General features: G+C 65.8%; 22 protein-coding genes and 2 pseudogenes. 13 read left to right on the top strand and 11 right to left on the bottom strand.

Features of this window, described 5'->3' with window-relative positions; all coding sequences use genetic code 11:
• Window positions 1-83: 83 nt before the first annotated feature.
• From U0042_RS07765 to U0042_RS07785, 5 genes are all read left to right on the top strand, one after another.
• Window positions 84-1,793 (top strand): AMP-binding protein, encoded by a 1,710-nt coding sequence (locus tag U0042_RS07765; protein WP_114810451.1) that lies wholly within the window; start codon window positions 84-86, stop codon window positions 1,791-1,793.
• 124 nt (window positions 1,794-1,917) lie between these two features.
• Window positions 1,918-3,465 carry a CoA-acylating methylmalonate-semialdehyde dehydrogenase gene (locus tag U0042_RS07770; protein ID WP_114810452.1) on the top strand — a complete coding sequence of 516 codons (1,548 nt, stop codon included), beginning with the start codon at window positions 1,918-1,920 and terminating at the stop codon, window positions 3,463-3,465.
• Between the two features lie 22 nt (window positions 3,466-3,487).
• Window positions 3,488-4,381, top strand: coding sequence for a 3-hydroxyisobutyrate dehydrogenase (gene mmsB, locus U0042_RS07775; RefSeq protein WP_114810453.1), 894 nt, complete (start codon window positions 3,488-3,490; stop codon window positions 4,379-4,381).
• Window positions 4,381-5,184, top strand: coding sequence for an enoyl-CoA hydratase (locus tag U0042_RS07780; protein WP_114810454.1), 804 nt, complete (start codon window positions 4,381-4,383; stop codon window positions 5,182-5,184). The genes mmsB and U0042_RS07780 overlap by 1 nt, the downstream gene beginning before the upstream one ends.
• Window positions 5,181-6,353: an enoyl-CoA hydratase/isomerase family protein gene (locus U0042_RS07785; RefSeq protein ID WP_114810455.1), complete on the top strand. Its 1,173-nt coding sequence runs from the start codon at window positions 5,181-5,183 to the stop codon at window positions 6,351-6,353. The genes U0042_RS07780 and U0042_RS07785 overlap by 4 nt, the downstream gene beginning before the upstream one ends.
• Window positions 6,354-6,369: 16 nt before the next feature.
• Here U0042_RS07785 and U0042_RS07790 read toward each other — a convergent pair whose 3' ends face one another.
• Window positions 6,370-7,140 (bottom strand): DeoR/GlpR family DNA-binding transcription regulator, encoded by a 771-nt coding sequence (locus U0042_RS07790; protein ID WP_114810456.1) that lies wholly within the window; start codon window positions 7,138-7,140, stop codon window positions 6,370-6,372.
• Between the two features lie 359 nt (window positions 7,141-7,499).
• Here U0042_RS07790 and U0042_RS07795 point away from each other — a divergent pair, with 359 nt between their 5' ends.
• From U0042_RS07795 to U0042_RS07810, 4 genes are all read left to right on the top strand, one after another.
• The gene (locus U0042_RS07795) at window positions 7,500-8,621 is read left to right on the top strand and encodes an ABC transporter substrate-binding protein (RefSeq protein WP_114810457.1); all 1,122 of its coding nucleotides are present in this window, start codon (window positions 7,500-7,502) and stop codon (window positions 8,619-8,621) included.
• Window positions 8,622-8,687: 66 nt separating this feature from the next.
• Complete coding sequence (locus U0042_RS07800) at window positions 8,688-9,623, top strand: ABC transporter permease (RefSeq protein WP_114810458.1); 936 nt, start codon at window positions 8,688-8,690, stop codon at window positions 9,621-9,623.
• Window positions 9,620-10,411, top strand: a complete 792-nt coding sequence (locus U0042_RS07805) for an ABC transporter permease (protein WP_114810459.1) — start codon at window positions 9,620-9,622, stop codon at window positions 10,409-10,411. Before U0042_RS07800 ends, U0042_RS07805 begins: the two co-directional genes overlap by 4 nt.
• Before the next feature lie 36 nt (window positions 10,412-10,447).
• Window positions 10,448-11,515, top strand: coding sequence for an ABC transporter ATP-binding protein (locus tag U0042_RS07810; protein WP_114810460.1), 1,068 nt, complete (start codon window positions 10,448-10,450; stop codon window positions 11,513-11,515).
• Window positions 11,516-11,539: 24 nt separating this feature from the next.
• Here the strand turns inward: U0042_RS07810 and U0042_RS07815 are convergent, their stop codons facing one another.
• The 3 genes and pseudogenes from U0042_RS07815 to U0042_RS07825 all read right to left on the bottom strand — a co-directional run.
• Entirely contained in the window at window positions 11,540-12,073 is a 534-nt protein-coding gene (locus tag U0042_RS07815; RefSeq protein ID WP_114810461.1) for a GNAT family N-acetyltransferase, read from the bottom strand.
• 12 nt (window positions 12,074-12,085) lie between these two features.
• Window positions 12,086-12,925 (bottom strand): alpha/beta fold hydrolase, encoded by an 840-nt coding sequence (locus tag U0042_RS07820; RefSeq protein ID WP_419150521.1) that lies wholly within the window; start codon window positions 12,923-12,925, stop codon window positions 12,086-12,088.
• A gap of 20 nt (window positions 12,926-12,945) precedes the next feature.
• A pseudogene (locus tag U0042_RS07825) lies at window positions 12,946-13,146 on the bottom strand (AMP-binding enzyme); the annotation flags it as partial.
• Here U0042_RS07825 and U0042_RS07830 point away from each other — a divergent pair.
• Window positions 13,138-13,325 (top strand): annotated as a pseudogene (locus U0042_RS07830) (benzoyl-CoA oxygenase); the annotation flags it as partial. The pseudogenes U0042_RS07825 and U0042_RS07830 overlap by 9 nt on opposite strands.
• Here U0042_RS07830 and motB read toward each other — a convergent pair.
• Window positions 13,319-14,314: a flagellar motor protein MotB gene (motB, locus tag U0042_RS07835; RefSeq protein ID WP_114810463.1), complete on the bottom strand. Its 996-nt coding sequence runs from the start codon at window positions 14,312-14,314 to the stop codon at window positions 13,319-13,321. The pseudogene U0042_RS07830 and the gene motB sit on opposite strands and share 7 nt — an antisense overlap.
• 17 nt (window positions 14,315-14,331) lie before the next feature.
• A complete protein-coding gene (gene motA, locus U0042_RS07840; protein WP_114810691.1) occupies window positions 14,332-15,201 on the bottom strand; it encodes a flagellar motor stator protein MotA in 870 nt (289 codons plus the stop codon).
• Window positions 15,202-15,559: 358 nt separating this feature from the next.
• On the opposite strand from motA, the gene U0042_RS07845 reads away from it, so the two are divergent.
• A complete protein-coding gene (locus U0042_RS07845) occupies window positions 15,560-16,678 on the top strand; it encodes a 3-deoxy-7-phosphoheptulonate synthase (protein ID WP_114810464.1) in 1,119 nt (372 codons plus the stop codon).
• An 88-nt stretch (window positions 16,679-16,766) separates the two neighbouring features.
• Here the strand turns inward: U0042_RS07845 and U0042_RS07850 are convergent, their stop codons facing one another.
• Entirely contained in the window at window positions 16,767-17,585 is an 819-nt protein-coding gene (locus tag U0042_RS07850; RefSeq protein WP_114810465.1) for a siderophore-interacting protein, read from the bottom strand.
• Between the two features lie 29 nt (window positions 17,586-17,614).
• On the bottom strand, window positions 17,615-18,331 hold the full coding sequence (locus tag U0042_RS07855; protein WP_114810466.1) for a PadR family transcriptional regulator: 717 nt from the start codon (window positions 18,329-18,331) through the stop codon (window positions 17,615-17,617).
• A gap of 373 nt (window positions 18,332-18,704) precedes the next feature.
• On the opposite strand from U0042_RS07855, the gene U0042_RS07860 reads away from it, so the two are divergent.
• Together U0042_RS07860 and U0042_RS07865 are read left to right on the top strand one after the other, a co-directional pair.
• A complete protein-coding gene (locus tag U0042_RS07860) occupies window positions 18,705-20,192 on the top strand; it encodes a sugar ABC transporter ATP-binding protein (protein WP_114810692.1) in 1,488 nt (495 codons plus the stop codon).
• Between the two features lie 88 nt (window positions 20,193-20,280).
• Window positions 20,281-21,273 carry an ABC transporter permease gene (locus U0042_RS07865; protein ID WP_114810693.1) on the top strand — a complete coding sequence of 331 codons (993 nt, stop codon included), beginning with the start codon at window positions 20,281-20,283 and terminating at the stop codon, window positions 21,271-21,273.
• Window positions 21,274-21,315: 42 nt separating this feature from the next.
• On the opposite strand, the gene U0042_RS07870 is transcribed toward U0042_RS07865, so the two are convergent.
• The 3 genes from U0042_RS07870 to U0042_RS07880 are packed head-to-tail and all read right to left on the bottom strand — an operon-like array spanning window position 21,316 to window position 24,912.
• Entirely contained in the window at window positions 21,316-22,293 is a 978-nt protein-coding gene (locus tag U0042_RS07870) for an ABC transporter permease (RefSeq protein ID WP_114810467.1), read from the bottom strand.
• A complete protein-coding gene (locus U0042_RS07875; RefSeq protein WP_114810468.1) occupies window positions 22,286-23,350 on the bottom strand; it encodes an ABC transporter permease in 1,065 nt (354 codons plus the stop codon). The genes U0042_RS07870 and U0042_RS07875 overlap by 8 nt, the downstream gene beginning before the upstream one ends.
• The gene (locus U0042_RS07880) at window positions 23,347-24,912 is read right to left on the bottom strand and encodes a sugar ABC transporter ATP-binding protein (protein ID WP_114810469.1); all 1,566 of its coding nucleotides are present in this window, start codon (window positions 24,910-24,912) and stop codon (window positions 23,347-23,349) included. Before U0042_RS07880 ends, U0042_RS07875 begins: the two co-directional genes overlap by 4 nt.
• Window positions 24,913-24,927: the final 15 nt, after the last annotated feature.

A 24,927-nucleotide genomic window follows, 5' to 3' on the forward strand; every position in this document is an offset into this window, starting at 1 on the left:
AGACCTTAGCCACCCTAAACGACCCCACGCGGGCGCACAATAAGCGGCACAGAGCGCACATTCGCGCCGATCAGGAGACGACGATGAACGACGGAGCTGCAGCGAAGCAGTTTATCGAGGCGCGCGATCTGCTGTTGCGCCATCGCACCGATTACGACCGCGCGTATCGCGAGTTCGCATGGCCGGCGATGGACGCATTCAACTGGGCGCTCGACTACTTCGACGTCGTCGCGCGCGGCAATCACCAGCCGGCGTTGTGGATCGTCGACGACCCGCACAGCGAGGGCCTCAAGCTCTCGTATGCGCAGATGTCGGAGCGCTCTTCGCGCATGGCGAACTATCTGCGCGGCGTGGGTGTGGGGCGCGGCGACCGTCTGCTGCTGATGCTGCCCAATCGCGTGGAGCTGTGGGACGTGATGCTCGCAGCCATGAAGCTGGGCGCCGTGGTGCTGCCCGCCACCACGCAGCTTTCGTCCGACGACGTGCGCGACCGCGTGCAGCTGGGCGGCGCGCAATACGTGGTCGTGGACGGCGCGGAGCTTGCCAAGTTCGATTCGATCGACGCGAGCGTGAAGCGCATTGCCGTGGGTGCGCGGCGCGAAGGCTGGCTCGATCTGGCCGATGCCGGGGAGGCCTCGCCGCATTTCGTGCCAGACGGCCCCACGCGCGCGACCGACCCGCTGCTGCTCTATTTCACGTCGGGCACCACGTCCAAGCCGAAGCTTGTCGAACACACGCATCAGAGCTACCCCGTGGGGCATCTTTCCACGATGTACTGGATCGGCCTCATGCCGGGCGACGTGCACTGGAACATCAGTTCGCCGGGCTGGGCCAAGCATGCGTGGAGCTGCTTTTTTGCGCCGTGGAATGCGCAGGCGTGCGTGTTCGTCTACAACTACGCGCGCTTCGTGCCGCGCGAAACGCTCGAGGTGCTCGTGCGTTTCAACGTGACGACGCTCTGCGCGCCGCCAACCGTGTGGCGCATGCTCGTGCAGGAGCCGCTCGCGTCGTACGACGTGAAGCTGCGCGAGATCGTGGGCGCGGGCGAGCCGCTCAATCCCGAGATCATCGAGCGCGTGCGCCGCGCCTGGAACATCACGATCCGCGACGGTTATGGGCAAACCGAAACCACCTGCCAGATCGGCAATTCGCCGGGGCAGCCCGTGGTGCCGGGGTCCATGGGCCGTCCGCTGCCGGGCTATAAGGTGGAACTCGTCGATGCCGACGATCAGCCCGTGAGCGAAGGCGAAATCGCGCTGCCCGCATTGCCGTTTGCGCAGCGTCCGCTCGGTCTCATGACGGGCTACGCAAACAACGCGAACGCGACGGACCACGCGATGCGCAACGGCTACTACCACACGTCCGACGTGGCACTGCGCCGCGACGATGGCTACTACGTCTACGTGGGCCGCGCCGACGACGTGTTCAAGTCGTCGGATTACCGGTTGAGCCCGTTCGAACTCGAAAGCGTGCTGATCGAGCACGAGGCGATTGCCGAGGCGGCTGTGGTGCCGAGCGTTGACCCGTTGCGCCTTTCCGTGCCCAAGGCGTTCGTCACTGTGCGCCAGGGCTTCGAGGCGGGGCCCGAACTGGCGCGCAGCGTATTTCGCTTCTCGCGCGAAAAACTCGCACCGTACAAGCGGATTCGTCGCCTGCAGTTCAGCGATCTGCCGAAGACCATCTCCGGCAAGATCCGCCGCGTGGAGCTGCGGCGCCGCGAGCAGGAGCGACCCGCCGAACCAGAACGCCTGCCCGGCGAGTACTGGGAAGAAGACTTTCCCGATCTGCGTTGATGCTTGACGAAGCGGCGCACGGCCGTGCTCGCGCGGCTTCGTCACGACTTCACATCGTTTCATCTTCAGGCGCCGCCGCATGCGAGTCGATGCGCGGCGACCACTCTCGCACAGGAGACACCGCATGAGCGCCGTTCCTTCCGCATCTTCCGCTTCGCTTGCTTCGTCATCCGATGCACCGCCCGCCGTCAAACTGCTAATCGGCGGCGAGTTCGTCGACTCGAAAACCACCGAATGGCGCGACGTGGTGAATCCGGCCACGCAGGATGTGCTGGCACGCGTGCCGTTCGCGACGACGGACGAAGTGGACGCCGCCATTCGCGCCGCGCACGCCGCGTTTGCCACATGGAAAAACACGCCGGTGGGTGCGCGCATGCGCATCATGCTCAAGTACCAGGCGCTGATTCGCGAGCACATGCCGCGCATCGCGAAGACGCTGACGGCGGAGCAGGGCAAGACGCTGCCCGATGCCGAAGGCGACATCTTCCGCGGGCTCGAAGTGGTGGAGCACGCGTGCTCGGTCGGCACGCTGCAACAGGGCGAGTTCCTCGAAAACGTGGCGGGCACGGTGGACACCTACACGCTGCGCCAGCCGCTCGGCGTGTGCGCGGGCATTACGCCGTTCAACTTCCCGGCGATGATTCCGCTCTGGATGTTCCCGATGGCGCTCGTCTGCGGCAACACGTTCGTGTTGAAGCCCTCGGAACAGGACCCGCTCTCCACCATGCAACTCGTCGAGCTCGCGCTCGAAGCGGGCGTGCCGCCGGGCGTGCTCAATGTCGTGCACGGCGGCAAGGAAGTGGTCGATGCGCTCTGCACGCACGAACTCGTGAAGGCGATTTCGTTCGTCGGCTCCACGGCGGTGGGCACGCACGTCTATCGCCTCGGCAGCGAACACGGCAAGCGCGTGCAGTCCATGATGGGCGCGAAGAATCACGCCGTGGTGCTGCCCGATGCGAATCGCGAGCAGTCGATCAACGCGCTCGTGGGCGCTGCGTTCGGCGCGGCGGGTCAGCGCTGCATGGCGACCTCGGTGGCCGTGCTCGTAGGCGCGGCGAAAGACTGGCTGCCCGATCTCGTGGAAAAGGCCAGGGCGTTGAAGGTGAACGCGGGCCACGAACCGGGCACGGACGTTGGGCCTGTTGTGTCGCGTGCGGCGAAGGCGCGTGTTCTGGGCCTGATCGAATCGGGCGTGAAGCAGGGCGCAGCGCTTGTGCTCGATGGGCGCGGCGTGCGCGTGAAGGGCTACGAAGACGGCAACTTCATCGGCCCAACGGTCTTCTCAAACGTCACGACGAGCATGGACATCTACCGCAACGAGATCTTCGGCCCGGTGTTGCTCGTCATGACGGTACCCACGCTCGACGAGGCCATCGCGTTGGTGAACAGCAATCCGTTCGGCAACGGCGTGGGCCTCTTCACGCAGAGTGGGGCGGCGGCGCGCAAATTTCAGAGCGAAATCGACGTGGGGCAGGTGGGCATCAACATTCCCATTCCGGTGCCCGTGCCGTTCTTCAGCTTCACAGGTTCGCGCGGCTCGAAGCTGGGCGACCTCGGCCCTTACGGCAAGCAGGTGGTGCAGTTCTACACGCAGACCAAGACCGTGACCGCGCGCTGGTTCGACGACGCCACCACGAGCGACGGCGTGAACACCACCATCAGCCTGCGCTGAACCGCAAACAGGAGAAAAGGCCATGAAAACAGGCTTTATCGGGCTCGGCAACATGGGCGCGCCCATGGCGCGCAATCTGCTGAAAGCGGGGCACGCGCTCAACGTGTTCGACCTCAACGCGCAGGCGGTGCAGTCGCTCGTGGATGCGGGCGCGAAGGCGGCGGCGTCGCCGAAGCTCGCAGCTACGGATGTGGAATGCGTGATCACGATGCTGCCCGCCGCCGCACATGTGCGCGAAGTGCTCGCGGGAAAGGACGGCGTTCTGGCCGGCATTGCGAAGGGCGTGACGATCATCGATTCGAGCACGATCGATCCGCAAAGCGCGAAGGCGTTCGCGGCGCTCGCCGCGGAGCACGGCAACCCGTTCGTGGATGCGCCGGTCTCGGGCGGCACAGGCGGCGCCGCTGCGGGCACGCTGACCTTCATGGTGGGCGGCAGCGCCGCCGCGTTCGAAGCCGTGCGTCCCGTCTTGTCGGCGATGGGCAAGAACCTCGTGCATTGCGGCGACACGGGCACGGGGCAGGTCGCGAAGATCTGCAACAACCTGCTGCTCGGCATCACCATGGCGGGCGTGGCGGAGGCCATGTCGCTAGGCGCGGCGCTCGGCATCGATACCGGGGTGCTCGCGGGCATCATCAATACGTCGACGGGGCGCTGCTGGAGTTCGGACACGTACAACCCGTTTCCCGGCGTGATTGAAACCGCGCCCGCGTCGCGCGGCTACACGGGCGGCTTTGGCACGGACCTCATGCTCAAGGACCTGGGCCTCGCCACGGACGCCGCGCGTTCGGCGCATCAACCGGTGTATCTGGGGGCGCTCGCACAGCAGCTTTATCAGACGATGAGCAGCCGCGGCGAAGGGCGGCTCGACTTCTCGTCCATCATCAAGCTGTATCGCACCGGCGAGGACGCGTGATGATCGAGCTCGATTACGTCCACGACGGTGCCGTCGCGCTCGTTACGTTGAAGCGCCCGCCTGCGAACGCGTTCACGCCTGAAGGCCTGCTGCAATTGCAGCGAACCGTGGAAGCGCTGAATGCCGACGAACGCGTACGTGCGCTCGTCATCACGGGCGATGGCCCGCGCTTCTTCAGCGCGGGCGCCGACCTCAACACGTTCGCCGACGGCGACAGGCACGTGGCACACGAAGCGGCCGCGCGTTTCGGCGCGGCATTCGAAGCATTGCAGAACGCGCGACCCGTCGTGATTGCGGCGATCAACGGCTATGCGATGGGCGGCGGACTGGAATGCGCGCTGGCCTGCGACGTGCGCATCGCCGAACAGCATGCGCAACTCGCCGTGCCTGAGACCGCGGTGGGTCTGCTGTGCTGCGGCTGCGGCACGCAGACGTTGCCGTGGCTCGTGGGCGAAGGCTGGGCGAAGCGAATGATCCTCACGGGCGAACGCGTGGACGCGCAGACCGCGTTGCGTATCGGTCTCGTGGAAGAGGTGGTGGAAACGGGCGCGGCGCGCGAAGCGGCATTGGCGATGGGCACGCGCGTTACGACGCTGAGTCCGCAGGCTGTCACGTTCAGCAAGCAGCTGATCCACCAGGCGCGCAACGGCGTGCCGCGCGCGGCGGCGCTGGCCGTGGAACGCGAGCGCTTCGTCGACCTGTTCGATCATCCCGATCAACGCGAGGGCGTGAATGCGTTTCTCGAAAAGCGCAAGCCGCGCTGGAGCGGCGTGAGGGACAGTACAGCGGAGACGGCACGATGAGCGCACTTCGCGAGGCTTCGGTGCAGGCCACGAGTCCTTTGAATTGCGCACCTGACGCTGAACCCGAGGTGGCGTTGCGCGTGGTGAATCGCGTCGCGGTGATCACATTGAACCGGCCGGCCGCCATCAATGCGCTCTCGCATGCGATGGTTCGCGAACTCGCCGCGCTGCTGGAGCGTTGCCGCAACGACGACGCGATCGTTGCCGTCGTGCTGCGGGGCGCGGGCGAAAAGGGCTTCTGCGCGGGCGGCGACGTGCGCGCGTTGTATGCGCTCGCGAGGCAACGCGATGCCGACACCAGCGCCGCATGGCAGCAGTTTTTCATCGACGAATACCGGCTCGACTACGCGATCCACACGTTTGCGAAGCCCGTGGTCGCGTTGCTCGACGGCATCGTCATGGGCGGGGGCATGGGACTCGGGCAGGGCGCGTGTTTGCGCATCGTCACGGACCGCTCGAAGCTCGCGATGCCGGAAACGCGCATCGGTTTTCTGCCCGACGTGGGCGCTACGCGCTTTCTCGCCGTGATGCCGGCGGAGATGGAACTGTACGTGGGCCTCACGGGCGCGACGCTTTCGGGCGCCGATGCGTTGCGCCTGCAACTGGCCGATCTCTGCGTGCCTGCGGAATGGCTCGCCTCGTTCGAAGAGAGGCTACAGCGCATGCCGCACGACGGCGACTTGCTTCATGCGCTGCGGCGGGTGTTCGAGCCGCCTTGCAACATCGTTCCGCACGCGGCGCTCACGCCGTACACGCAGTCGATCCTGCGGCACTTCGACCGGCGTTCGGGCGTGGACCGCATCGTCGCCACACTGAAGCAGGACCTGGCGCGCGAGGCACCGCGCGAAATACGCCAGTGGCTGCAAGCGACCTACGACGCGTTGACGACGCATTCGCCCACCATGCTCTACGTGACGCGCGAGGCGCTGCTGCGCGGACGGCAGATGACGCTGGCCGAGTGCTTTCGCATGGAGCTGGGCATCGTGACGCGCGCTATCGAAGACGGCGACTTCTGCGAAGGTGTGCGCGCGCATCTGGTGGACAAGGACCGGCGCCCGCGCTGGGCACCGGCCACGCTTGTCGAAGTTCGGCCCGAACGCGTGCGTCACTTCATTTCGTCGCCGTGGCGCCGCGACGTGCATCCGCTTGCGGACCTGGGCGAAACGTAGGCGCCGGGTTCAGACACTAGGCCAGCAGCACGCGCCTCAACTTTCGCTTCAACGACGCAAAGCCCGCTGCCTCCGCGGCTTTTGCGTTCGTGATGAGCAGGTCGATTCTTTCGAGCGGGCACCACGTAATGCGGCTGCGCTGGCCGATCTTGCTGTAGTCGGCGAGCACGACCACGCGGTCCGCATTGGCCACCATGGCACGGGCCACGTCCGCTTCGCCCTGATCGTAGTTGGTCGCGCCGTGCCGCGCGTCGATGCCCACGGGCGAGAGCAGGGCGAGGTCTGCGCGAAAGCGGTGAATATCGAGCACGGTGGCGGCCCCCATGGTGGCAGCGGCACGATTGCTGATGGACCCGCCCAGCAAAATCACTTCATTGGGTGCTTCGGCCTCGCCGCTTGCGCCGCGCATCTTGAGCGCCACGTCGATCGAGTTGGTGACCACCGTCAGGTTGGCGAGCTTCGCCAATTGCTCGGCGAGCAGCGACGTCGTGGTGCCCGCATCCACGAAGAGCGTCTGCCCGCTCGCTACGATGCCCGTCGCCGCCTTCACCACGGCGCTCTTCGCTTTCACGCGCGTATGGGCGCGCTCGTCGATGGGCGCTTCGTCAGCGGGGCGCACTGCGCCGCCATGCACGCGGCGCAGCTCGCCCATGGCTTCGAGGTCGAGCAGATCGCGCCGCACGGTTTCGCGCGAAACGCCCAGCTCCGCCATGATGCGTTCCGTCGAAACGCGGTGCAGCGTGGAGAGCAGCGTGCGAATTCTCTGATGACGGTCTTCCTGCCACATTGGGTGGGTACTCTGTCTTGAAGTGGGGCGGCGAACAGCGGGCCGCAGCACGCGTAGCTTACCTGTACGAGCCGCGTTTTTTCGTTGTATTTTTTTGTGGACTTGCATATTTGTGCATTTGAAATTAGCCTTCGCTCACACCGGGCACCGTGCTGTGAGCACGACCTCTGTGCATCGCGCATTTGTCCCTGCGTGACACGAATTTGACGCATTCCGCCGCTACCATCGGGCGCGCCGCCCGCAACGTCCTGACAGAACACCAGGCGGGCGGAGACGCGCAGACGCGGCGAGGGGAGCCGCCTGCGGTCTTTCTGCAATTTTTCATAACGCAGCAATTTCGGCAGAGGATGGGAAACACCATGAACCGCACGAGGTCAAGCCGTTTTGTTTCGATGTCGGCTGTAGCGGCCGCCGCACTGGTTGCGGCCACGGGCATGACGCAGGTATGGGCTGCGCCGCCCGACGCGCTCGTCGCCGCAGCGAAACAGGAAGGGCAACTGACGGTGATCGCCTTGCCCCATGACTGGTGCGGCTACGGCGCCATGATCAGCGCCTTCCAGGCGAAGTACGGCATCAAGATCAACGAGCTGAACCCGGATGCCGGCTCGGGCGACGAGGTCGAAGCCATCAAGGCCAACAAGGGCAACAAGGGACCGCAGGCGCCGGACGTGATCGACGTGGGCCTCTCCTTCGGTCCTACGGCGAAGGCCGCGGGCCTCCTGCAGCCGTACAAGGTGTCCACGTGGAAGTCGATTCCCGATTCGGCGAAGGACGCCGAAGGCTACTGGTACGGCGACTATTACGGCGTCCTCTCGTTCGAAGTGAACGGCGACATGATCGACAAGGTGCCGGCCGACTGGAGCGATCTGCTCAAGCCCGACTATCGCAATGCCGTTTCGCTCGCGGGCGATCCGCGTACGGCGAACCAGGCCATTCAGGCCGTGTTCGCGGCGGGCCTCTCGCAGACGAAGGGCAACGTGGCCGCCGCCGACAAGGCCGGCCTCAAATTCTTCGCCGACCTGAACAAGAGCGGCAACTTCGTGCCGGTGATCGGCAAGGCGGCCTCGCTCGCGCAGGGCACTACGCCCATCATCGTGCGCTGGGACTACAACGCGCTGGCTGACCGCGACACGCTCAAGGGCAATCCGAAGGTGCACGTCGTGGTGCCGAAGACGGGCGTCGTGGCCGGCGTCTACGTGCAGGCCATCAGCGCCTACGCGCCGCACCCGAACGCCGCGAAGCTGTGGATGGAGTACCTGTACTCCGACGAAGGCCAGATCGGCTGGCTCACGGGTTACTGCCACCCCATCCGCTACAACGAACTGGTGGCGGCGAAGAAGGTACCGCAGGCGCTGCTCGACAAGCTGCCGCCGGCTGCCGCCTATAAGGCTGCGGTGTTCCCGACGCTCGCCGAACAGGACGCGTACAAGGACACGATCACGAAGCAGTGGGACGCGGCTGTCGGCGCCAACGTGAAGTAACCGGAGTAACCGACGTTGCGACCAGGCGGCGCCGCACACGCGGGGCCGCCTTCTCGGGGAACATTGATGGCTGCTTCACAGGATCTCGGCCCGGGGTCGCCGGAACTCGTCGTTCCGGGCGTGCCTGCGCCGGCGCCGCAGGTCGGTCCGGCACAGGCCTCGGGGCTGCTGGGCTGGATCGGCGTAGTGCCGTTTTTCGTCTTTGCCGTGCTGTTTCTGATTCTGCCGACCGCGTTTCTCATGGTCGGTGCGTTCCAGGACGCGCAGGGCCATTTCACGCTCGACAATTTCAGGCAGCTGTTTCAGGAAGGCGTGCTCGACGCCTACTGGATCAGCTTCAAGGTCAGCGCGGCGTCGGCCGCGGGCGGGGCCGTGCTCGGCTCGCTGCTCGCGTGGGCCGCGGTGCACGGCAAGCTGCCGCGCTGGATTCGGCCTACGCTCATGACGTTTTCCGGCGTCGCGTCGAACTTCGCCGGCGTGCCGCTCGCGTTCGCGTTCATCTGCACGCTGGGCCGCGTGGGTCTCGTCACGTTTCTGCTCAAGAAATACGTGGGCATCAATCTGTACGCCACGGGCTTCAGCATCCTGAGTTTCTGGGGGCTCACGCTCACGTACCTGTATTTCCAGATTCCGCTGATGGTGCTGATCGTCACGCCCGCGCTCGACGGCCTGAAACGCGAATGGCGCGAGGCCTGCGATTCGCTGGGCGGCACCGCCTGGCAGTACTGGCGTTACGTCGCGCTGCCCGTGCTGTGGCCCAGCGTGCTCGGCGCCACGCTGCTGCTCTTCGCGAATTCGTTTGGTGCCGTGGCCACGGCTTACGCGCTCACAGGCAGCTCGCTCAACATCGTGACCATCCTGCTCTATGCGCAGATTCGCGGGGACGTGCTGCATAACCAGAACCTCGGGTATGCACTCGCGCTCGGCATGATTCTCGTCACCGGTCTTTCGAACGGCGGCTATATCTGGTTGCGTTCACGCGCAGAAAGGGGGCGCCGATGAAGACGCAATCGCGCGTAGGCGCATGGACGGCGATGATCGTCGGCGCCGTGTACTTTCTCGTGCCGCTCATCGCAACCTTCGAATTCAGCCTGCGGATGCGGCGCGATACCTATAGCCTCGACGCGTATCGCGTGGTGCTGGCCGATCCGCGTTTTCAGGCCTCGTTCGGCTATTCCATTCTGATGGCGCTGCTCACCATCGTGGTGGGCATTCTGCTGGTGGTGCCGACGGCGTACTGGGTGCGGCTGCGTCTGCCGAAGCTGCGGCCCGTCGTGGAGTTCATCACGCTGTTGCCGCTCGTGGTGCCGGCCATCGTGATCGTGTTCGGCTATCTGCGCATCTACAACAGCAGTTCGATCTTGCCGCTCACGGGCAACGAACGCGCCACCGACCTGCTGCTTGTATGCGGTTACGTGACGCTTGCGCTGCCCTACATGTATCGCGCAGTGGATACCGGCCTGCGCGCCGTGGACGTACGGTCGCTCACCGAAGCCGCCGAGTGCCTGGGCGCGGGCTGGCCCACCATTCTCTTTCGCGTGATCCTGCCCAACATCCGCTCGGGCATTCTCTCCGGCGCGTTCCTCACGTTCGCCGTGGTGATGGGCGAGTTCACGATTGCGAGCCTGCTCGACCGGCCCGCGTTCGGTCCGTATCTGCAGTTGATCGGCGCGAACCGTGCGTATGAACCGTCGGCGCTCGCCATCATCGCGTTCGTCGTGACGTGGGCGTCCATGGGCCTGATCCAGGTGTTCGGCTCGGCGCGCGCCGCAAGCGCACCCGGCCATTGACGCCGCAACGCAACCGATCCAGCAAGGCAACGAGTCATGGCATTTCTCGAAATCGAAAACCTGCACAAGACCTTCGGCACCAACACGGCGCTGCATCAGTTCGACATGCAGATCGAACGCGGCGAGTTCGTCACGTTCCTCGGGCCGTCGGGCTGCGGCAAGACGACGGTGCTGCGCATGATCGCGGGCTTCGAGACGCCCACGCGCGGCACGATTCGCATCGGCGGTCGCGACGTGACGCACGTGCGCACGCGCCAGCGCAACGTGGGCATGGTGTTCCAGTCGTACGCGCTTTTTCCGAACATGACCGTGGCCGAGAACATCGGCTTCGGGTTGCGTGTGGCGGGCAAGTCGGGCGATGAAATTCGCCGCCGCGTGGACGAGATGCTTCAGCTCATCAAGCTGCCCGCACTCACCGCGCGCTACCCGTGGCAACTTTCGGGCGGTCAGCAGCAGCGCGTGGCGCTGGCCCGCGCGCTGGCCGGCAAGCCCGAAGTGCTGCTGCTCGACGAACCGCTTTCGGCACTGGACGCGAAAATCCGCATCTCATTGCGCGAAGACATTCGCACGTTGCAGCGCGAATTGGGCATTACGTCGATCTTCGTCACGCACGACCAGGAGGAGGCGCTCTCCATCTCCGACCGCATCGTCGTGATGAACGAAGGGCGCATCGAACAGGTGGGGTCGCCTGCGCAGATCTACAACTTTCCGCGCACGCGCTTCGTGGCCTCGTTCGTGGGCACGCTCAACATCCTCACAGGGCACGTGGTGGATCCCGCGACGGGCCGCATGGCGGTGGACGGCCAGGAACTCATCACGACGCGCGCGCTCGCCTCGGACGATGCGGGCAAGAAGCGGCTGCTCGCGTTGCGTCCCGAGGCCATCGTGCTCGAAGCGCCTGCGCCGGGCCGCAATACGCTGGCAGCCACGGTGGAAGACGTGAACTTTCTCGGCTCTGTCGTGCGGATTCGCGCGCGCGTGAACGAGGCCGTGCTCTCGCTCGACGTGTTCAACGACCCAGGGCGCCGGTTGCCCGAACGCGGACAACCTGTGGCGCTGGGTTTTTCACACGACAACCTGCTCGTGCTGGAAGAAGGAGTGTGAAGGCAGCGCTGAGGCCGCGCTGTTCTAGGTTGCTCCGGACGCGCGCCGGTACACGGTGACCGGCCGCTCCTTATAAAGTACGCTGCCGCTTTCGCGATAACCGCACTTGCTCGCCACGCGAATCGATGCCGTATTGGCAGGGCTGATCATGCAGACGGTCTGTGCGTTGGGCCATTTTTCGTCGGCCCATGCGAGCGCGGCGCGTACGGTTTCAGTCGCATAACCTTGCCCGTGTGCCCATGCCGCAAGTGCCCAACCGATCTCGGGCGTGCCGTCGAATGGCGGGTCGATCTCGCGCTGAAAGTCCGCAAAGCCTGCCTCGCCCACGAACCTTCCGGTGGCCTTCTCGCGCACGGCCCAATAGCCGAAGCCGAGCAGCGCCCAATGCCCCACGTAACGCAGCAGCCGTGCCCAGACTTCTTCGCGGCTGAACGGTTTGCCGCCGATATAGCGCGTCACCTGCGGGTCGGACCACATCGCAAGGCTGTCTTCGAAGTCGTCGACGGTATGCGGGCGTAGAACGAGACGCGGCGTTTCGATGATCGTAGTGGGGTGCATGGCGCGTTCCTGTCAGTGCTCGTGCCGCACGAAGTCCGCGATCGCGGCATTCAACGCAGCAGGCGCGTCGCGATGGGGCGAGTGTCCGCAGTCGGACAGCTTCACGAGGCGTGCGTGCGCGACGCTACGCTGGATCGCATCGATCTGTTCCATGGTGCCGTATTCGTCGTCGTGGCCTTGCACGGCGAGCAGGCGGCAGCGAATGCGCGGCAGCGCCGCCGTGATGTTCCATGCGCGAAACGCGGGGTCGAGCCAGATATCGTTCCAGCCGAAGAAGGCCGAGTCCACGTCGTCGTGATAACGCGCGAGCTTGTCGCGCAGGTTGCCTTCGTCGTATTCGGTCTTCGCTTTCGCGATGCTTTCGACGGAAACCGGCTCCACGATCACATGCGGCGCGATAACGATCGCACCGGCAAGCGCCTGCGGGAAAGCCGAAGCGTAAAGCAGCGCGATGGAGCCTCCATCGCTATGACCCACGAGCCACATGCGTTCGCGCTGCGCGGCACCGACGCCGAGGGTGTCGAGCAATTCCGGCAGAATCTCGCGCGCCTGTTGGTGCATGAATTCGACGGGCCATTTGACTTCCGCGGGACGCGGCGTGGACTTGCCGTAACCGGGCCGCGAGTAGACCAGCCCGCGAAAACCCAGTGCATCGCAGAGCATTTGCGGCCACTGCTTCCACATCGCGACCGAGCCGAGTCCCTCGTGCAGAAAGACGGCGAGCGGCGCATCGCGCCGCTCCGCATTGAGCCAACGGTATTCGATACGCAGCGGGCCGTGCGAGCGGGTAGCCGGCAATGCCGCGAACGCGTGATCTGCGACGCCGGGCAGGACGCTCGTGGGATCGGACATAACGGACATGAACACGCACCTCAAAGCAGTTCGCGCAGTTTGAACCGTTGAATCTTACCCGTTGCGGTCTTCGGCAGGTCGTCCACGAATGGGATGTCGCGCGGATATTTGTGAGGCGCGAGCCGTTCCTTCACGAACGCCTTCAATTCGTCGACGAGCGCATCGAGCGGTGCGATGCCGGGCTTGAGCACAACGAAAGCCTGCGTTTTCACGAGCCCGCCGCCGACGTCGCGCAACTGCTCAGGGATGCCAACACTTACCTCTACGTGTGCGGTCTGAAGGGCATGGAGCAAGGCGTCCTGCAAACGCTGCAAGACATCGCGGGACAGCACGGCCTCGCGTGGGTCACGCTATGGCCGCGCCTGTCCGCGAAGGCCGCCTGCATCTGGAGACTTATTGAGTCGTTGCCGGCGCGACCGCGGCGGTACTGACTGCCGGGGCGCTCGCGCCGTGCAGGCTCAACGGTTGCCCGCCGCTGACGGTCGTGCGTCCGCCGTCGCTGAAGAAGGCCTGCTCCGCCGCGTGGTTGAGCACGAGAATGCTGATGCGACGGTTGGTGGGTTCGTCGGCCACGTTGCGATCGAGCGGCAGCACGTCCGCGAGGCCGCGCACCTGCAGCAACTTGTCCTCGCGCATGCCGCCGGCCACGAGCGCGCGGCGTGCCGCATTCGCGCGATCCGACGACAGATCCCAGTTCGAATAGCCGGCCGTGCCGCCGCTGTAGGGCACGGCATCGGTGTGGCCCGCAATCGAGATGCGGTTCTCCACGTCGTTGAGCGCGGAACCGATCTGCATGAGGATCGTGGTCGCGTAGCTTTCCGGTTTCGCGCTGCCCGAGGCGAACATGGGCCGGTTCTGCGAATCGACGATCTCGATGCGCAATCCTTCGTTCGTAATGGAGATGCGGATCTGGTCCTTGAACGCGCGCAACGCAGGGCTTTGCTCGATCAATGCGGACAGCTTCGCCTTCAGTTGTTTGAGTTTTTCCGCATCGGCCTGCGTGGGCATCGCAACCGATGCCGCACGGGCTGCAGCGGGTTGCGGCTGCTGTTGTGCACCGTCGCCGGGCTTCGTGTTCGCGAGGTCGCGGCCGCCGCCTTGCACGACATTGGGACGCGAGGCGCCGGAGCCGTCGCTCGTGCCCAGCATGACCGAGAGCGGCGTATTGAAGTAATCCTCAATACCCTGCTTTTCGTACTTCGACGTGGAGCCGAGCAGCCACATCAGCAGGAAGAACGCCATCATCGCCGTCACGAAGTCGGCATAGGCGATCTTCCATGCCCCGCCATGATGCGCGTGTTCTTCGTGGCGCCGCCCGCGGCGCACGATGATGGCCGCCAGCTCTTCGCGCTGCGAGGTCTTGTTGCCGCCGGAAGGTTTCGTCGCCATGCGTGACTCCGCGCAGGTCAGGCCGCTTTGGGCGACTTCGTCGCACGCACGGCGTCTTCGAGTTCCTGGAAGCTCGGGCGGTCTGCGGTGAAGAGGACTTTGCGGCCGAACTCCACGGCAATCGCGGGGGCATAGCCGCTCAACGACGCGAGCAGGACGGCCTTCACGCACTGAAACGGTTTCGCTTCGGCGCGTCCGCGCGCACCGAGCAGGTCCGCAACCGGACCGATGAAGCCGTACGAAAGCAGGATGCCGAGGAAGGTGCCCACGAGCGCGCCGGCAATCATCTCGCCCAGTACCGCCGGCGGCGCACCCACGGACCCCATGGTGTGCACGACGCCCATCACCGCGGCCACGATGCCGAACGCGGGCAGGCCGTCGGCCATCTTCTGGATGGCCTGCGCCGCAACCGACGACTCGGCGTGATGCGTGGCAAGTTCCTCGTCCATCAAGTCCTGCACTTCGAGCACGTTCACGTTGCCCGTGGACATCATGCGCAGATAGTCCACGATGAAGTCGAGCAGATGATGGTCTTCAAGCACGTGCGAGTACTTCTGGAAAATCGCGCTTTCCTCGGGCGCATTGACGTCCGCTTCGAGCGCCATCATGCCGTCCTTGCGCGCCTTCTGAAGCAGCTCGTACAGCAGCGCAATGAGTTCGAGATATTTTTCCTTCGAGTAGCCGGGGCCCTTGAAACACGCGGGCAGGCTCTTCAAGGTTTTGCGAAGCGTGGAGACAGGATTGCTGACCACGAACGCACCCACGGCGGCACCGAAGATGCAGAGGAATTCGAACGGTTGCACGAGCGCGGGCAGATGCCCTCCCACGCCCACGAAACTGCCGATGACGGACGCAATCACGACCACCCATCCAATGGCGACAAACATGCTGGCTCCCAGAAAGCGGATTGCGGCATGGCACTGAAACAGGTGTTCCAAGGCGGACGTCGCGCATATCCATGGTTGTTGTATGGCTTTGATATCGGCAGCAACGCGACGTTGCTGAAGCGTGATCGCGTGAGTATTTTCCATGCGGCGTGTTTCTGCGTTTGCGTCTCTGCATACCGGGTTGCCCGGCAAGGTGCGCCCGCGTGCTCCGGCCCTTGAATTGCCGGAAGGGGTGGGACGCGTGGTCGCAGCGGTTTTCGCACGCATTGCGTGCGTTGCCGCGGCGAGGCGCTTTGGGGCGCGCGAGGTGAGATAATCCGGGGCTTTCCACCATTCTTCGTATCCGCAGGAGCATGCCGTGACGCGCATCGACAACCCGCAGCACGATCAGGAAGCCGGCGTGGCCGACGCCACCCAGGACACCACCCGCATCGACGACGTGCGCATCGGCGCGGTGCGTCCGCTCATTTCGCCGGCGCTGCTGCTCGACGAACTGCCGGTGCCGGAGGCGACGCAGACGCTCGTGGAAGCCAGCCGCGCGGCCATTGCGAACGTGCTGAAGGGGCGCGACGATCGTCTCATCGCCGTGGTGGGGCCGTGCTCCATTCACGACCACGATCAGGCCATGGAGTACGCGCACGCGCTGAAGCGCAGCGCCGACGCACTGCGCGACGAACTGCTGATCGTGATGCGTGTGTACTTCGAGAAGCCGCGCACCACGGTGGGATGGAAGGGCTACATCAACGACCCGCGGCTGGACGGCAGCTTCCGTATCAACGAAGGCCTGCGTGCCGCGCGCCGGCTGCTGCTCGACATCGACGCGCTGGGCCTGCCCACGGGCACGGAGTTTCTCGATCTGTTGAGCCCGCAATACATCGCGGACCTCGTCGCATGGGGCGCCATTGGCGCGCGCACGACGGAAAGCCAGAGTCACCGGCAACTGGCGTCCGGCCTGAGCTGCCCGATCGGCTTCAAGAACGGCACGGACGGCGGCGTGCAGATCGCCGCGGACGCGATCGTCGCGGCGCGCGCGAGCCACGCGTTCATGGGCATGACGAAGATGGGCATGGCCGCGATCTTCGAAACGCGCGGCAACGAAGACACGCACGTGATTCTGCGCGGCGGCAAGAAGGGGCCGAACTACGACAGCGCATCGATTGCCGAAGCCTGCACCGTGCTGCGCGCGGCAGGACTGCCCGAGCAGGTCATGGTGGATTGTTCGCATGCCAACTCGAACAAGTCCCACCTGCGTCAGCGCGACGTGGCTCACGATCTGGCGCTGCAACTCTCTCCGGGCGAGCGTCGCATTGTGGGCGTGATGATCGAGAGCCACCTGGAAGAAGGGCGCCAGGACCTCAAGCCCGGCGTGCCGCTCAAGCGCGGCGTGTCGATTACCGACGCATGCCTCGGCTGGAGCCAGACGGAGCCGGTGCTGCAGGAACTCGCCGAGGCCGTGCGGGCACGCCGTCGCGCCTGAACTTTACTGCGTGTCGTGGCCTGGCGCCGTGCGTTCATCTGCGCGCATGGCTCAGGCCATTCAATACATAGGGGGCGCCGCTGAACCCTCAGTCGTTGATCGACTCGTGTACGGCTGGCGCGCCGCGGCGCCAGTAGCTCGACGCCCGAATGCGCTTCTTGTCGATGCCGCGCTCGTTGCATAGATATTCGCGCACGGCGCGAATGGCCGACGACTCGCCCGCCGCCCACACGAAGCCGGTGCCGGGCGGCAGATAAGTTTCGCGCACGGCTTCCACCAGCCCGCATGCATCACCGCGCCATGCCTCGTCGCGGTAACGCCAGACTGTGTAGACGTTGGCGGCCGTACGAAACTCGATGCGTGCGGACGGATTAGCTACTTCCAGCACAACTGCCGCGCGAGCGCCTTGCGGCAGTTCTTCCAGCCGGCGGGCGACGGCGGGCAGCGCAGTCTCGTCGCCGACGAGCAGGTGCCAGTCGAAACCCGTTGGAATCACCATCGACCCGCGCGGACCGCCAATGCCGAGGTATTGGCCGGCTTTCGCCTGCGCCGCCCAGGCCGAGGCCGGCCCCGCGTCGTGCAGCGCGAATTCGATGTCGAGTTCACGAGCCGCGCGGTCGAAGCGGCGCGGCGTGTAGTCCCGTGCAACAGGCCGGGGTACGCCTTCGGGCCAGACGATGCCTTCAGGTCCAGCGGAGGGTACGGCGGGTTGGGTTTCGCCCGGTGCCGGGAAGAAGACCTTGACGTGGTCGTCGAACGAGGCGGACTCGAAACCGTGCAGGTCCTCGCCCGTCAGCGTGACGCGTACCAGCGAGGGCGTGACCGCATGCACTCGCGCGACCTGCACTAAACGGAACTTCAGGGGATAGCGGACACGTACTACGTCGAGATTTGCATTCTCTTGCATGAAGCGCTCCGGAGTGGGTGCATTGGCGTTCAGATGTCGTCGGCAGGATTTCCGCCCTGCTGGCCGCCGCGCTGACCGCCTTGCTCGATTTCCGCCGTGGCGCGGGTGAGGATGGCGGCAATGCGGCGCTGTTCGTCGGGCGTCGCGTCGGAGCGGCGCAATAGTGCATGTTTGAGCGCGCGGCGCGCTTCCACCAGTTCAGGTACCCAGCCGCCTTCGGTGGTGTCGGGTGCTTCTTCGCCCGCGAACGCGCGGCGCATGATGTCCATCTTGCGAGCGATATGCGTGAGTTTCGCGAGCATCAGGTCGGCACGTTCGCGGTTCTCGGCCAGATAGACGCGACCGGCATCGGACAGCTCGTAGCGTTTGCGGTTGCCTTCCACCTGCACCGTGACGTAACCCACTTCCTCCAGGTACGTGAGTGCCGGGTACACCATGCCGGGGCTCGGGCTATAGAAGCCGTTCGAGCGCGCATCGAGTGCCTTGATGAGTTCATAGCCGTGGCTGGGCTGTTCCGCGAGCAGGGCGAGCAGCAGCAGCTGGAGGTCTTCCGACGTGAATTTTCGTGCACGTCCGAAGCCGTCGCCTTCGCCGCCGAAGCCGCCCGGGCCGCCGAATCCTTCGCCCCAGAACATGCCGCCGCGGCGGTGATGATGACGGCCCATGGCGTGCCAGAGTGCATGAAGCGAAAAGCCGTCACGAAGCGGATGGGCGCCGCCGTGCCGGGAAAACGGATGATGACGCATGAGGTTGCTCCTTAGGAGTGTCGTAAAACGTATCTTAAGATATATATCGTAAGAGCGTCTGTCAAACTGTTTTTCGTGGCGGTGGGCGCACACAACCTGGCCCGCGGAAATGACTGCCCCCAAAAAGTTGCCGCCCGATCCAACCTTTGAGGCACTTCATGGCCGATAGACCGGCAGGGGGCTTTTTCCATTTTTCCCGGCCGCGAGCGAGCGTCTTGACGGCGCCTGCACCGCGCCGCCCATCACATCTTTATCAGCATTCGTTCGTTGTCCGCCGGCCGCGAAGCGCGGTAGGGTGCGCGGATATCGCCGCAGTCTGCGCACGCAGCTGCAGTGCCACGACGTTCTCTTTTGTTCGCCCTTGCGCCGCGTGATGCCATTTCCCGTTCTGCATGTCGTCGGTATCGGCAAGCGCTTCGGCGCCAGCATCGCGTTGGATCACGTCGATCTTTCTATCGGCGCCGGCGAAGTCGTCGCTTTGATGGGCGCGAACGGTGCGGGCAAGTCGACGCTCGTCAAGATTCTCAGCGGTGTTTATCTGCCGGATCGCGGCACGCTTGCGCTGCGCGGCGCACCGTTTGATCCGTCGTCGCCGCAGGATGCGGCGCGACGCGGTGTCGCCACCGTGCATCAGTCCATCGCGGACGCGGTCGTGCCGAACCTGCCGGTCGCGGACAATCTGCTGCTCGACCGGCTTTGCGGCGGCTCGTCCGCCTGGTATGTGCCCGCGCGCGTCCGGCGTGCCGAGGCAGCGCGCCGGGCCGCGCGTATCGGGCTCGCCGTCGATCTCGATGCGCCGCTCGGAACACTGCCGCTTGCGGCCCAGCAGCAGGTGACGATCGCGCGCGCGATGGCGACGCATCCGGCGTTGCTGATTCTCGACGAGCCCACCGCGAGTCTTTCCGCGGGAGAAGCGGATCGTCTGTTCGAGCTCATCGCACGGCTGCGCGACGAGGGCGTCGCGACGCTGCTCGTCTCGCATCGCGAACGCGACCTGCGGCGTATCGCCGATCGCGTCGTGGTGCTGCGCGACGGTCGCGTCGTAGGCGACGCGCGACGCCCCATCGATTTTCACGCGGCGCTCGAAACGATGCTCGGGCGGCCGCTGCAACGCTTGCATGAAACGCATGAGACGCCCAACAGCGCCGACACGCGCGCGGTATTGAGCCTGCGCGGTCTGCGTCTCACGCCCGCGAGTGCGCCGTTTGATCTCGACGTACGACGCGGGGAGATCGTCGCCATCGTCGGACCGGTGGGCAGTGGCAAGTCACGCCTTGCGCGCACGCTGTTCGGTGCAGCGCATGCGAGCGACGGCGAGATCACGCTCGACGGCCTGCGCTGGCAGCCGCGTTCGCCTGCACAGTCCATCCGCGCAGGCGTTTTCATGCTCGGCGAAGATCGTCGCCGCACCACGCTCTTTCCCGACAGCGTTCCGTTCGCCACGATCGCAGGCACGATCGGCTTTCCGTTCATGTCGCGCTGGTTTCGCAACGGCTTCGTCCGCACGTGGCGCGAGCGACAGGCGGCAGTAGAGGCAATCGAACGTTTCGGCATTCGCTGTCGTGGCGCGGGCGACCGTCCCTCGCGTCTGTCCGGCGGCAATCAGCAGAAGGTTGCGCTGGCGCGCTGGCATGCCGAGCCCGCGCGTCTGCTGCTGCTCGACGAGCCGTTCCAGGGCATCGATGCCGGCGCGCGTGCCGACATCGTTCGCCTGCTGCGCAGCGAAGCATCGTCGCGCGCGACGCTCGTGTTCGTCAGCGATCTCGATGAAGCGCTTCAGGTGGCCGACCGCATCGTGCATTTCGATCGCGGCTCGCCTGTCGTGCACGCCGAGCCCTCCGTTCCTGTCCACGCTCTGTGAGCCCATGAAGACCCCTTTGCCCGCCGGCGACCCGGCCGCCACTGTCCCGACCACCCCGCCGTCCGCTGCCGTCACACCCGTGTCGCGCATGCAGACATGGCGCAGACAGCTGGAAAAAAGCGGCATGCTGTGCGCACTCGCGGCGCTTGTCGTCGTGTTCGCGATGGCCCAACCCGCGTTTCTCAACGTCGACAATCTCTTCAGCATTCTCCAGGCAATTTCGATTACCGCGCTGCTCGGCATCGGCGTCACGATCACGCTGGCCGTGGGCGGCTTCGATCTGTCGGTGGGCAGCATCGCGGCGTCGGCGCAGATGGCCGCGAGCTACGTGCTCGTCGTCTGGCACGGTAGCGCGTGGTGGGCCGTGGCGGCCTGTATTGCGCTCGGTATGGCGGCGGGGCTTTTCAATGCGCTGTTGATTACGCGGCTGCGCGTGCCGGATCAACTCGCCACGCTCGGCACGCTGTTTCTGCTCGCGGGGCTGCAACTCATTCCGACCGGTGGACGTTCGCTTTCCACCGGCACGGTCTTGCCGGACGGCACCGAAACGAGCGGCGTGTTTCCGGCCGCGTTTCTCGCGCTCGGTCGCTTGCGTGTGCTCGACGTCGTGCCGCTGCCCGTGATCGTGCTCGCGGTGTTGACGGTGCTCGCCTGCGTGGTGATGGAGACGACTCGTTGGGGGCGCGTGCTTTACGCGATCGGCGGCAACGAGACCGCGGCGCGGCTCGCCGGTGCGCCCACCGCGCGCTATCGCGTGGCGGCCTATGTGGCATCGGGGGCCATCGCGGCGCTGGGCGGCGTGCTGATTGCGGCCCGCGTGGGGCGCGGCGACGTGAGCGCCGGGCACTCGCTGCTGCTCGATGCCGTCGCGGCCGCGCTCGTGGGTTATGCGGTGGGCGCCGCGAAGCGGCCGAATGTGTTCGGCACGGTGATCGGTGCCGTGTTCGTCGGCGTGCTGCTCAACGGACTCACCATGCTCAATGCGCCGTACTACATGCAGGACTTCATCAAGGGCGCCTTGCTGGTCGGCGCGCTGGCGTTTACGTTCGGTGTGGGCAAGCGCGACGACGCGCATGCATGACGGGCGCAAGAGGCGCAGTCAGCGCCGCATCGCGTCTGCACGTCATGCGTACCGTGCGCCTCGTTGCGCAAAGCTGATCGCCAGCACGGCAAGAATCACGGCGCCGGTGGCCACCTGTTGCCAATAGAAATTCCAGCCGATCAGGAGCAGCCCGTTCGCCACGAGACTCAGCAGCAACACGCCCAGCAACGTGCCCGCCACGCTCGGACGATGCGTCGTGGAAAGCGTGGTGCCGATGAACGTGGCGCCAATGGCATTCATCAGATAGCCATTGCCCGCGAGCGGCACGTACGCCTTCACCATCGAAGACAGGAGCAGTCCGACCACGCCATAGAGCAATGCGCTCGCAACGAACGCCGCGCTCACGATAGCCGGCACCGGCAGACCCGCGTGACGTGCCACGCCAGGCTGCGCGCCGAGCGCTGCGAGCTGGCGGCCGAACACCGAATGCGCGAGCGCAACATGCAACGCGAGTGCTAGCACGACGACAATGCACAGCGGCACCGGTACGCCTTCGATGCTGCCGTGCGCGAGTGCACCGAAGAGCGGCGGCAGGGCCACGTTGAGCAGATAGACCGGCTGTCCGCCGTCCGTTGCCAGTTGTTGAACAGTCTGCCCGATGAACAACGTACCGAGCGTGGCGAGGAACGGCGCGATGCCGATGCGCGCCACCAGCACCGCGTTCAGCGCGCCCGTCGCGAGCGCAGCGGCAAGGGCGCCGAGCGCCGCGGCAAACAGATCGACGTGGTGCGCACACAGCAGCACGAACACGAGGCTGGCTACGTCGATCGATGTGCCGAGCGACAGATCGACCGCGCCCAGCGAGACGGCGAGCGTCATGCCGAGCGCCGCGATGGCGAGCAGCGCGAAGTTGTTCAGCAGCACGTCCGCGAGGTTGCCGGCACGCGCAAAGCCCGGTGCGAACACGGCAAAAAAAGCGATCACGACGACGAGCGCCCCCACGAGCGCGAAGCGTCGCAGGCCGGCGAGGCGCGACGCGAGCGAGAGGCGCTCAATCATATGCACTGCTCCTGCCATGCCGGCGGCGCACGATTGCCGTCGTCGCAACGACGAACAGGATCAGGACGCCTTCCACACCGTTGACGTAATAGCTCGAGAGGTTGTCGAGCTGGAACCCGTTGACGATCACGCCGATGAACAGCACCGCGCACAGCGTGCCCGGAATGGTGGGCACGAGCCGGCGCGAGAACACCACGCCGAGCAAGGCAGCCGCCACGACTGCGAGCAGATTGTCGCCGGCGCCGGGCGAACTGCCGCTCAACAGCGCCGCCGACGCGAGCGCGGCCAGCGCCGCAGCGATACCGCACAGCACGTAGCTGGCGGCGACATAACGCGCGCTGTGGATGCCGGCCGCCCGTGCGGCGTCGCGATGGGCGCCCACGGCCGCAAGGCGCAAGCCGAAGGGCGTTTCGTGAACGAGTACCGTGAATGCCGCGCAGGCGAGCAGCAGTGCATACGCGAGATGCGGCACGCCGAAGGGCCCGTCGCGCAGCAGATACGCGAGCAAAGTGCCGTTCGCCTGGACCGGCGTGTTCTGCGTCAGCACGAGTTCGAAGCCCGCCGCGATGTTCATCGTGGTCAGCGTCGCGAGCAGCGGAACGATGCGTAGCGCGATGACGGCGACCGCGTTCAACGCGCCCACCGTCGCGCCTGTGGCAAGCGTCAACGCGACCGACAGCAGGGCCGGATACCCGTCGCGCTGCGTGACGGCGAAGACGGCCGCGCACAATCCGAGGTTGGCCGCGACCGAAAGGTCCAGCCCGCCGCGGATCGGGTCCGGGCCGCCTGCAATCAACACGATCGTGAGGCCGAAGCCGAGCAGCCCGATTACCACCGACTGCTGCAACACGTTGGCGAGATTGGCGACCGTGAGAAACAGCGGCGACGTGAGCGCGAATGCCGTAACCACGATGGCGAACGCGAGCAGCGCGCTGCCGCGCAGCCAGAACTGCGGGTCGCGCAGCCTCGCACGAATGCGATGTGCCCGTCCGGGGCCGATGCCGGGCAACGTGTGCCCATCGGCCAGCGAACGGGTAGGGGAGGACGGCACGTTCATGCCGCCTCCCGTTCTTGCAGGGTCGTCTCGCGCGCACCGCTTGCCCACGCAAGAACGGTTTGTGTGTCAGTTTCGTGCGAGACGAGTTCCTGCACGATGCGGCCGCGCTTCATGACGAGGATGCGATCGGTCACGCCCACAAGTTCGATCAGGTCGCTCGAAAACAGCAGGACGCAGGCGCCGTTGCGCACGAGTTCGTCGAGCAGCCGGTAGATTTCCGCCTTCGCGCCCACGTCGACGCCGACCGTCGGTTCGTCGAGCAGATAGACCGTCGATTCGCGGCTGAGCCAGCGCGCCAGCGCCACCTTCTGCTGGTTGCCGCCGGATAGCTGCCGTACCGGCGTTTCCGCGCTGTGCGTGCGGATGGCGAGCGCGGCGATGAGTCGTTGCACGAGCTGCGTTTCGCGCTGTCTCGCGAGCAGCCCGAAGCGGCTGATGCGCGAGAGGCTGGCGAGTGTCGTGTTTTCGCGCACGGAGAGCGAGCCCGCCACGCCGTGCGCGCGCCTGTCTTCGGGCACGAACGCGATGCCGCTGCGTACCGCGTCGGGTGGGCGGCGTAGTCGCACGGTGCGTCCCGCCACGCTCACGGTGCCCGTCGTGCCGCGCTCGAGGCCGAATAGCGCGCGCAGCACCGCTTTGCCGCCCGAGCCGAGCAACCCCGTCACGCCGACGATCTGCCCGCGCCGCACCTCGAACGACACGTCTTCGAAACGGCCGGGCGCGCCGAGCCCGCGCACGTCGAGCGCGACGTCGCCCGGCGTACGCGCCGAGACTGCCGCCGGTGCGATCTGCTGCGCGCCGATCATCGCCTCGACGAGCGATTCCGTGGGCGTCGTACGCGCATCGACGTGGGCGACGTCGATGCCGTCGCGCAGCACGCTGACCGTATCGCAGATCGACGCGATTTCGTCCAGATAATGCGACACGTAGAGGATGGTGAGGCCACGCGCGCGCAGCGTGGCGATGGTGTGCAGAAGACGATCCACTTCGCGTGCCACGAGTGCCGCGGTGGGTTCGTCGAATACGAGCACCCGCGGTTCGCCCGCGAGTGCCCGCGTGATCTGCACGATCTGTTGCTCGGCTACGGTGAGTTCGCCGATCAGGCGGTCGGGATGCAGGTCGATGCCGAAGTGCGTATGCAGTGCCTCGCGTGCTTGCCGTTTCAGCCGGCGCGTATCGAGCATGCGCAGCACGCCCGCGGCGCGCGGGCCGAACGCGGGCTCGTGGCCGAGCGCGAGCGCTTCGGCCACGGTCGAGGTAGGCGGCAGCAGGCGCTCCTGGTGAATGAACGCGATGCCCCTGGGCGCAACGCCCGCGGGCTGCTGCTCGCCGTGCACGGTGACGGTCCCCGCGTCTGCCGTGTGGATGCCCGCAAGAATCTTGATGAGCGTCGACTTGCCCGCGCCGTTCTGGCCGATCAGGCCATGCACGGTGCCTGGAGCCGCCTCGAGCGACGCGCCGCGCAGCGCCGGTACGCCGTCGAAGTGCTTGACGATGCCGCGCAGCGCGAGGGCCGGCGCGTGAGCGGGCGTGCCGTTCGGCGAGCCCTTCGGCGGGTTCATCGCAGTGCTCCTTTT

The organism is Paraburkholderia kururiensis, assembly GCF_034424375.1.
GTDB classification, from domain to species: domain Bacteria; phylum Pseudomonadota; class Gammaproteobacteria; order Burkholderiales; family Burkholderiaceae; genus Paraburkholderia; species Paraburkholderia kururiensis_A.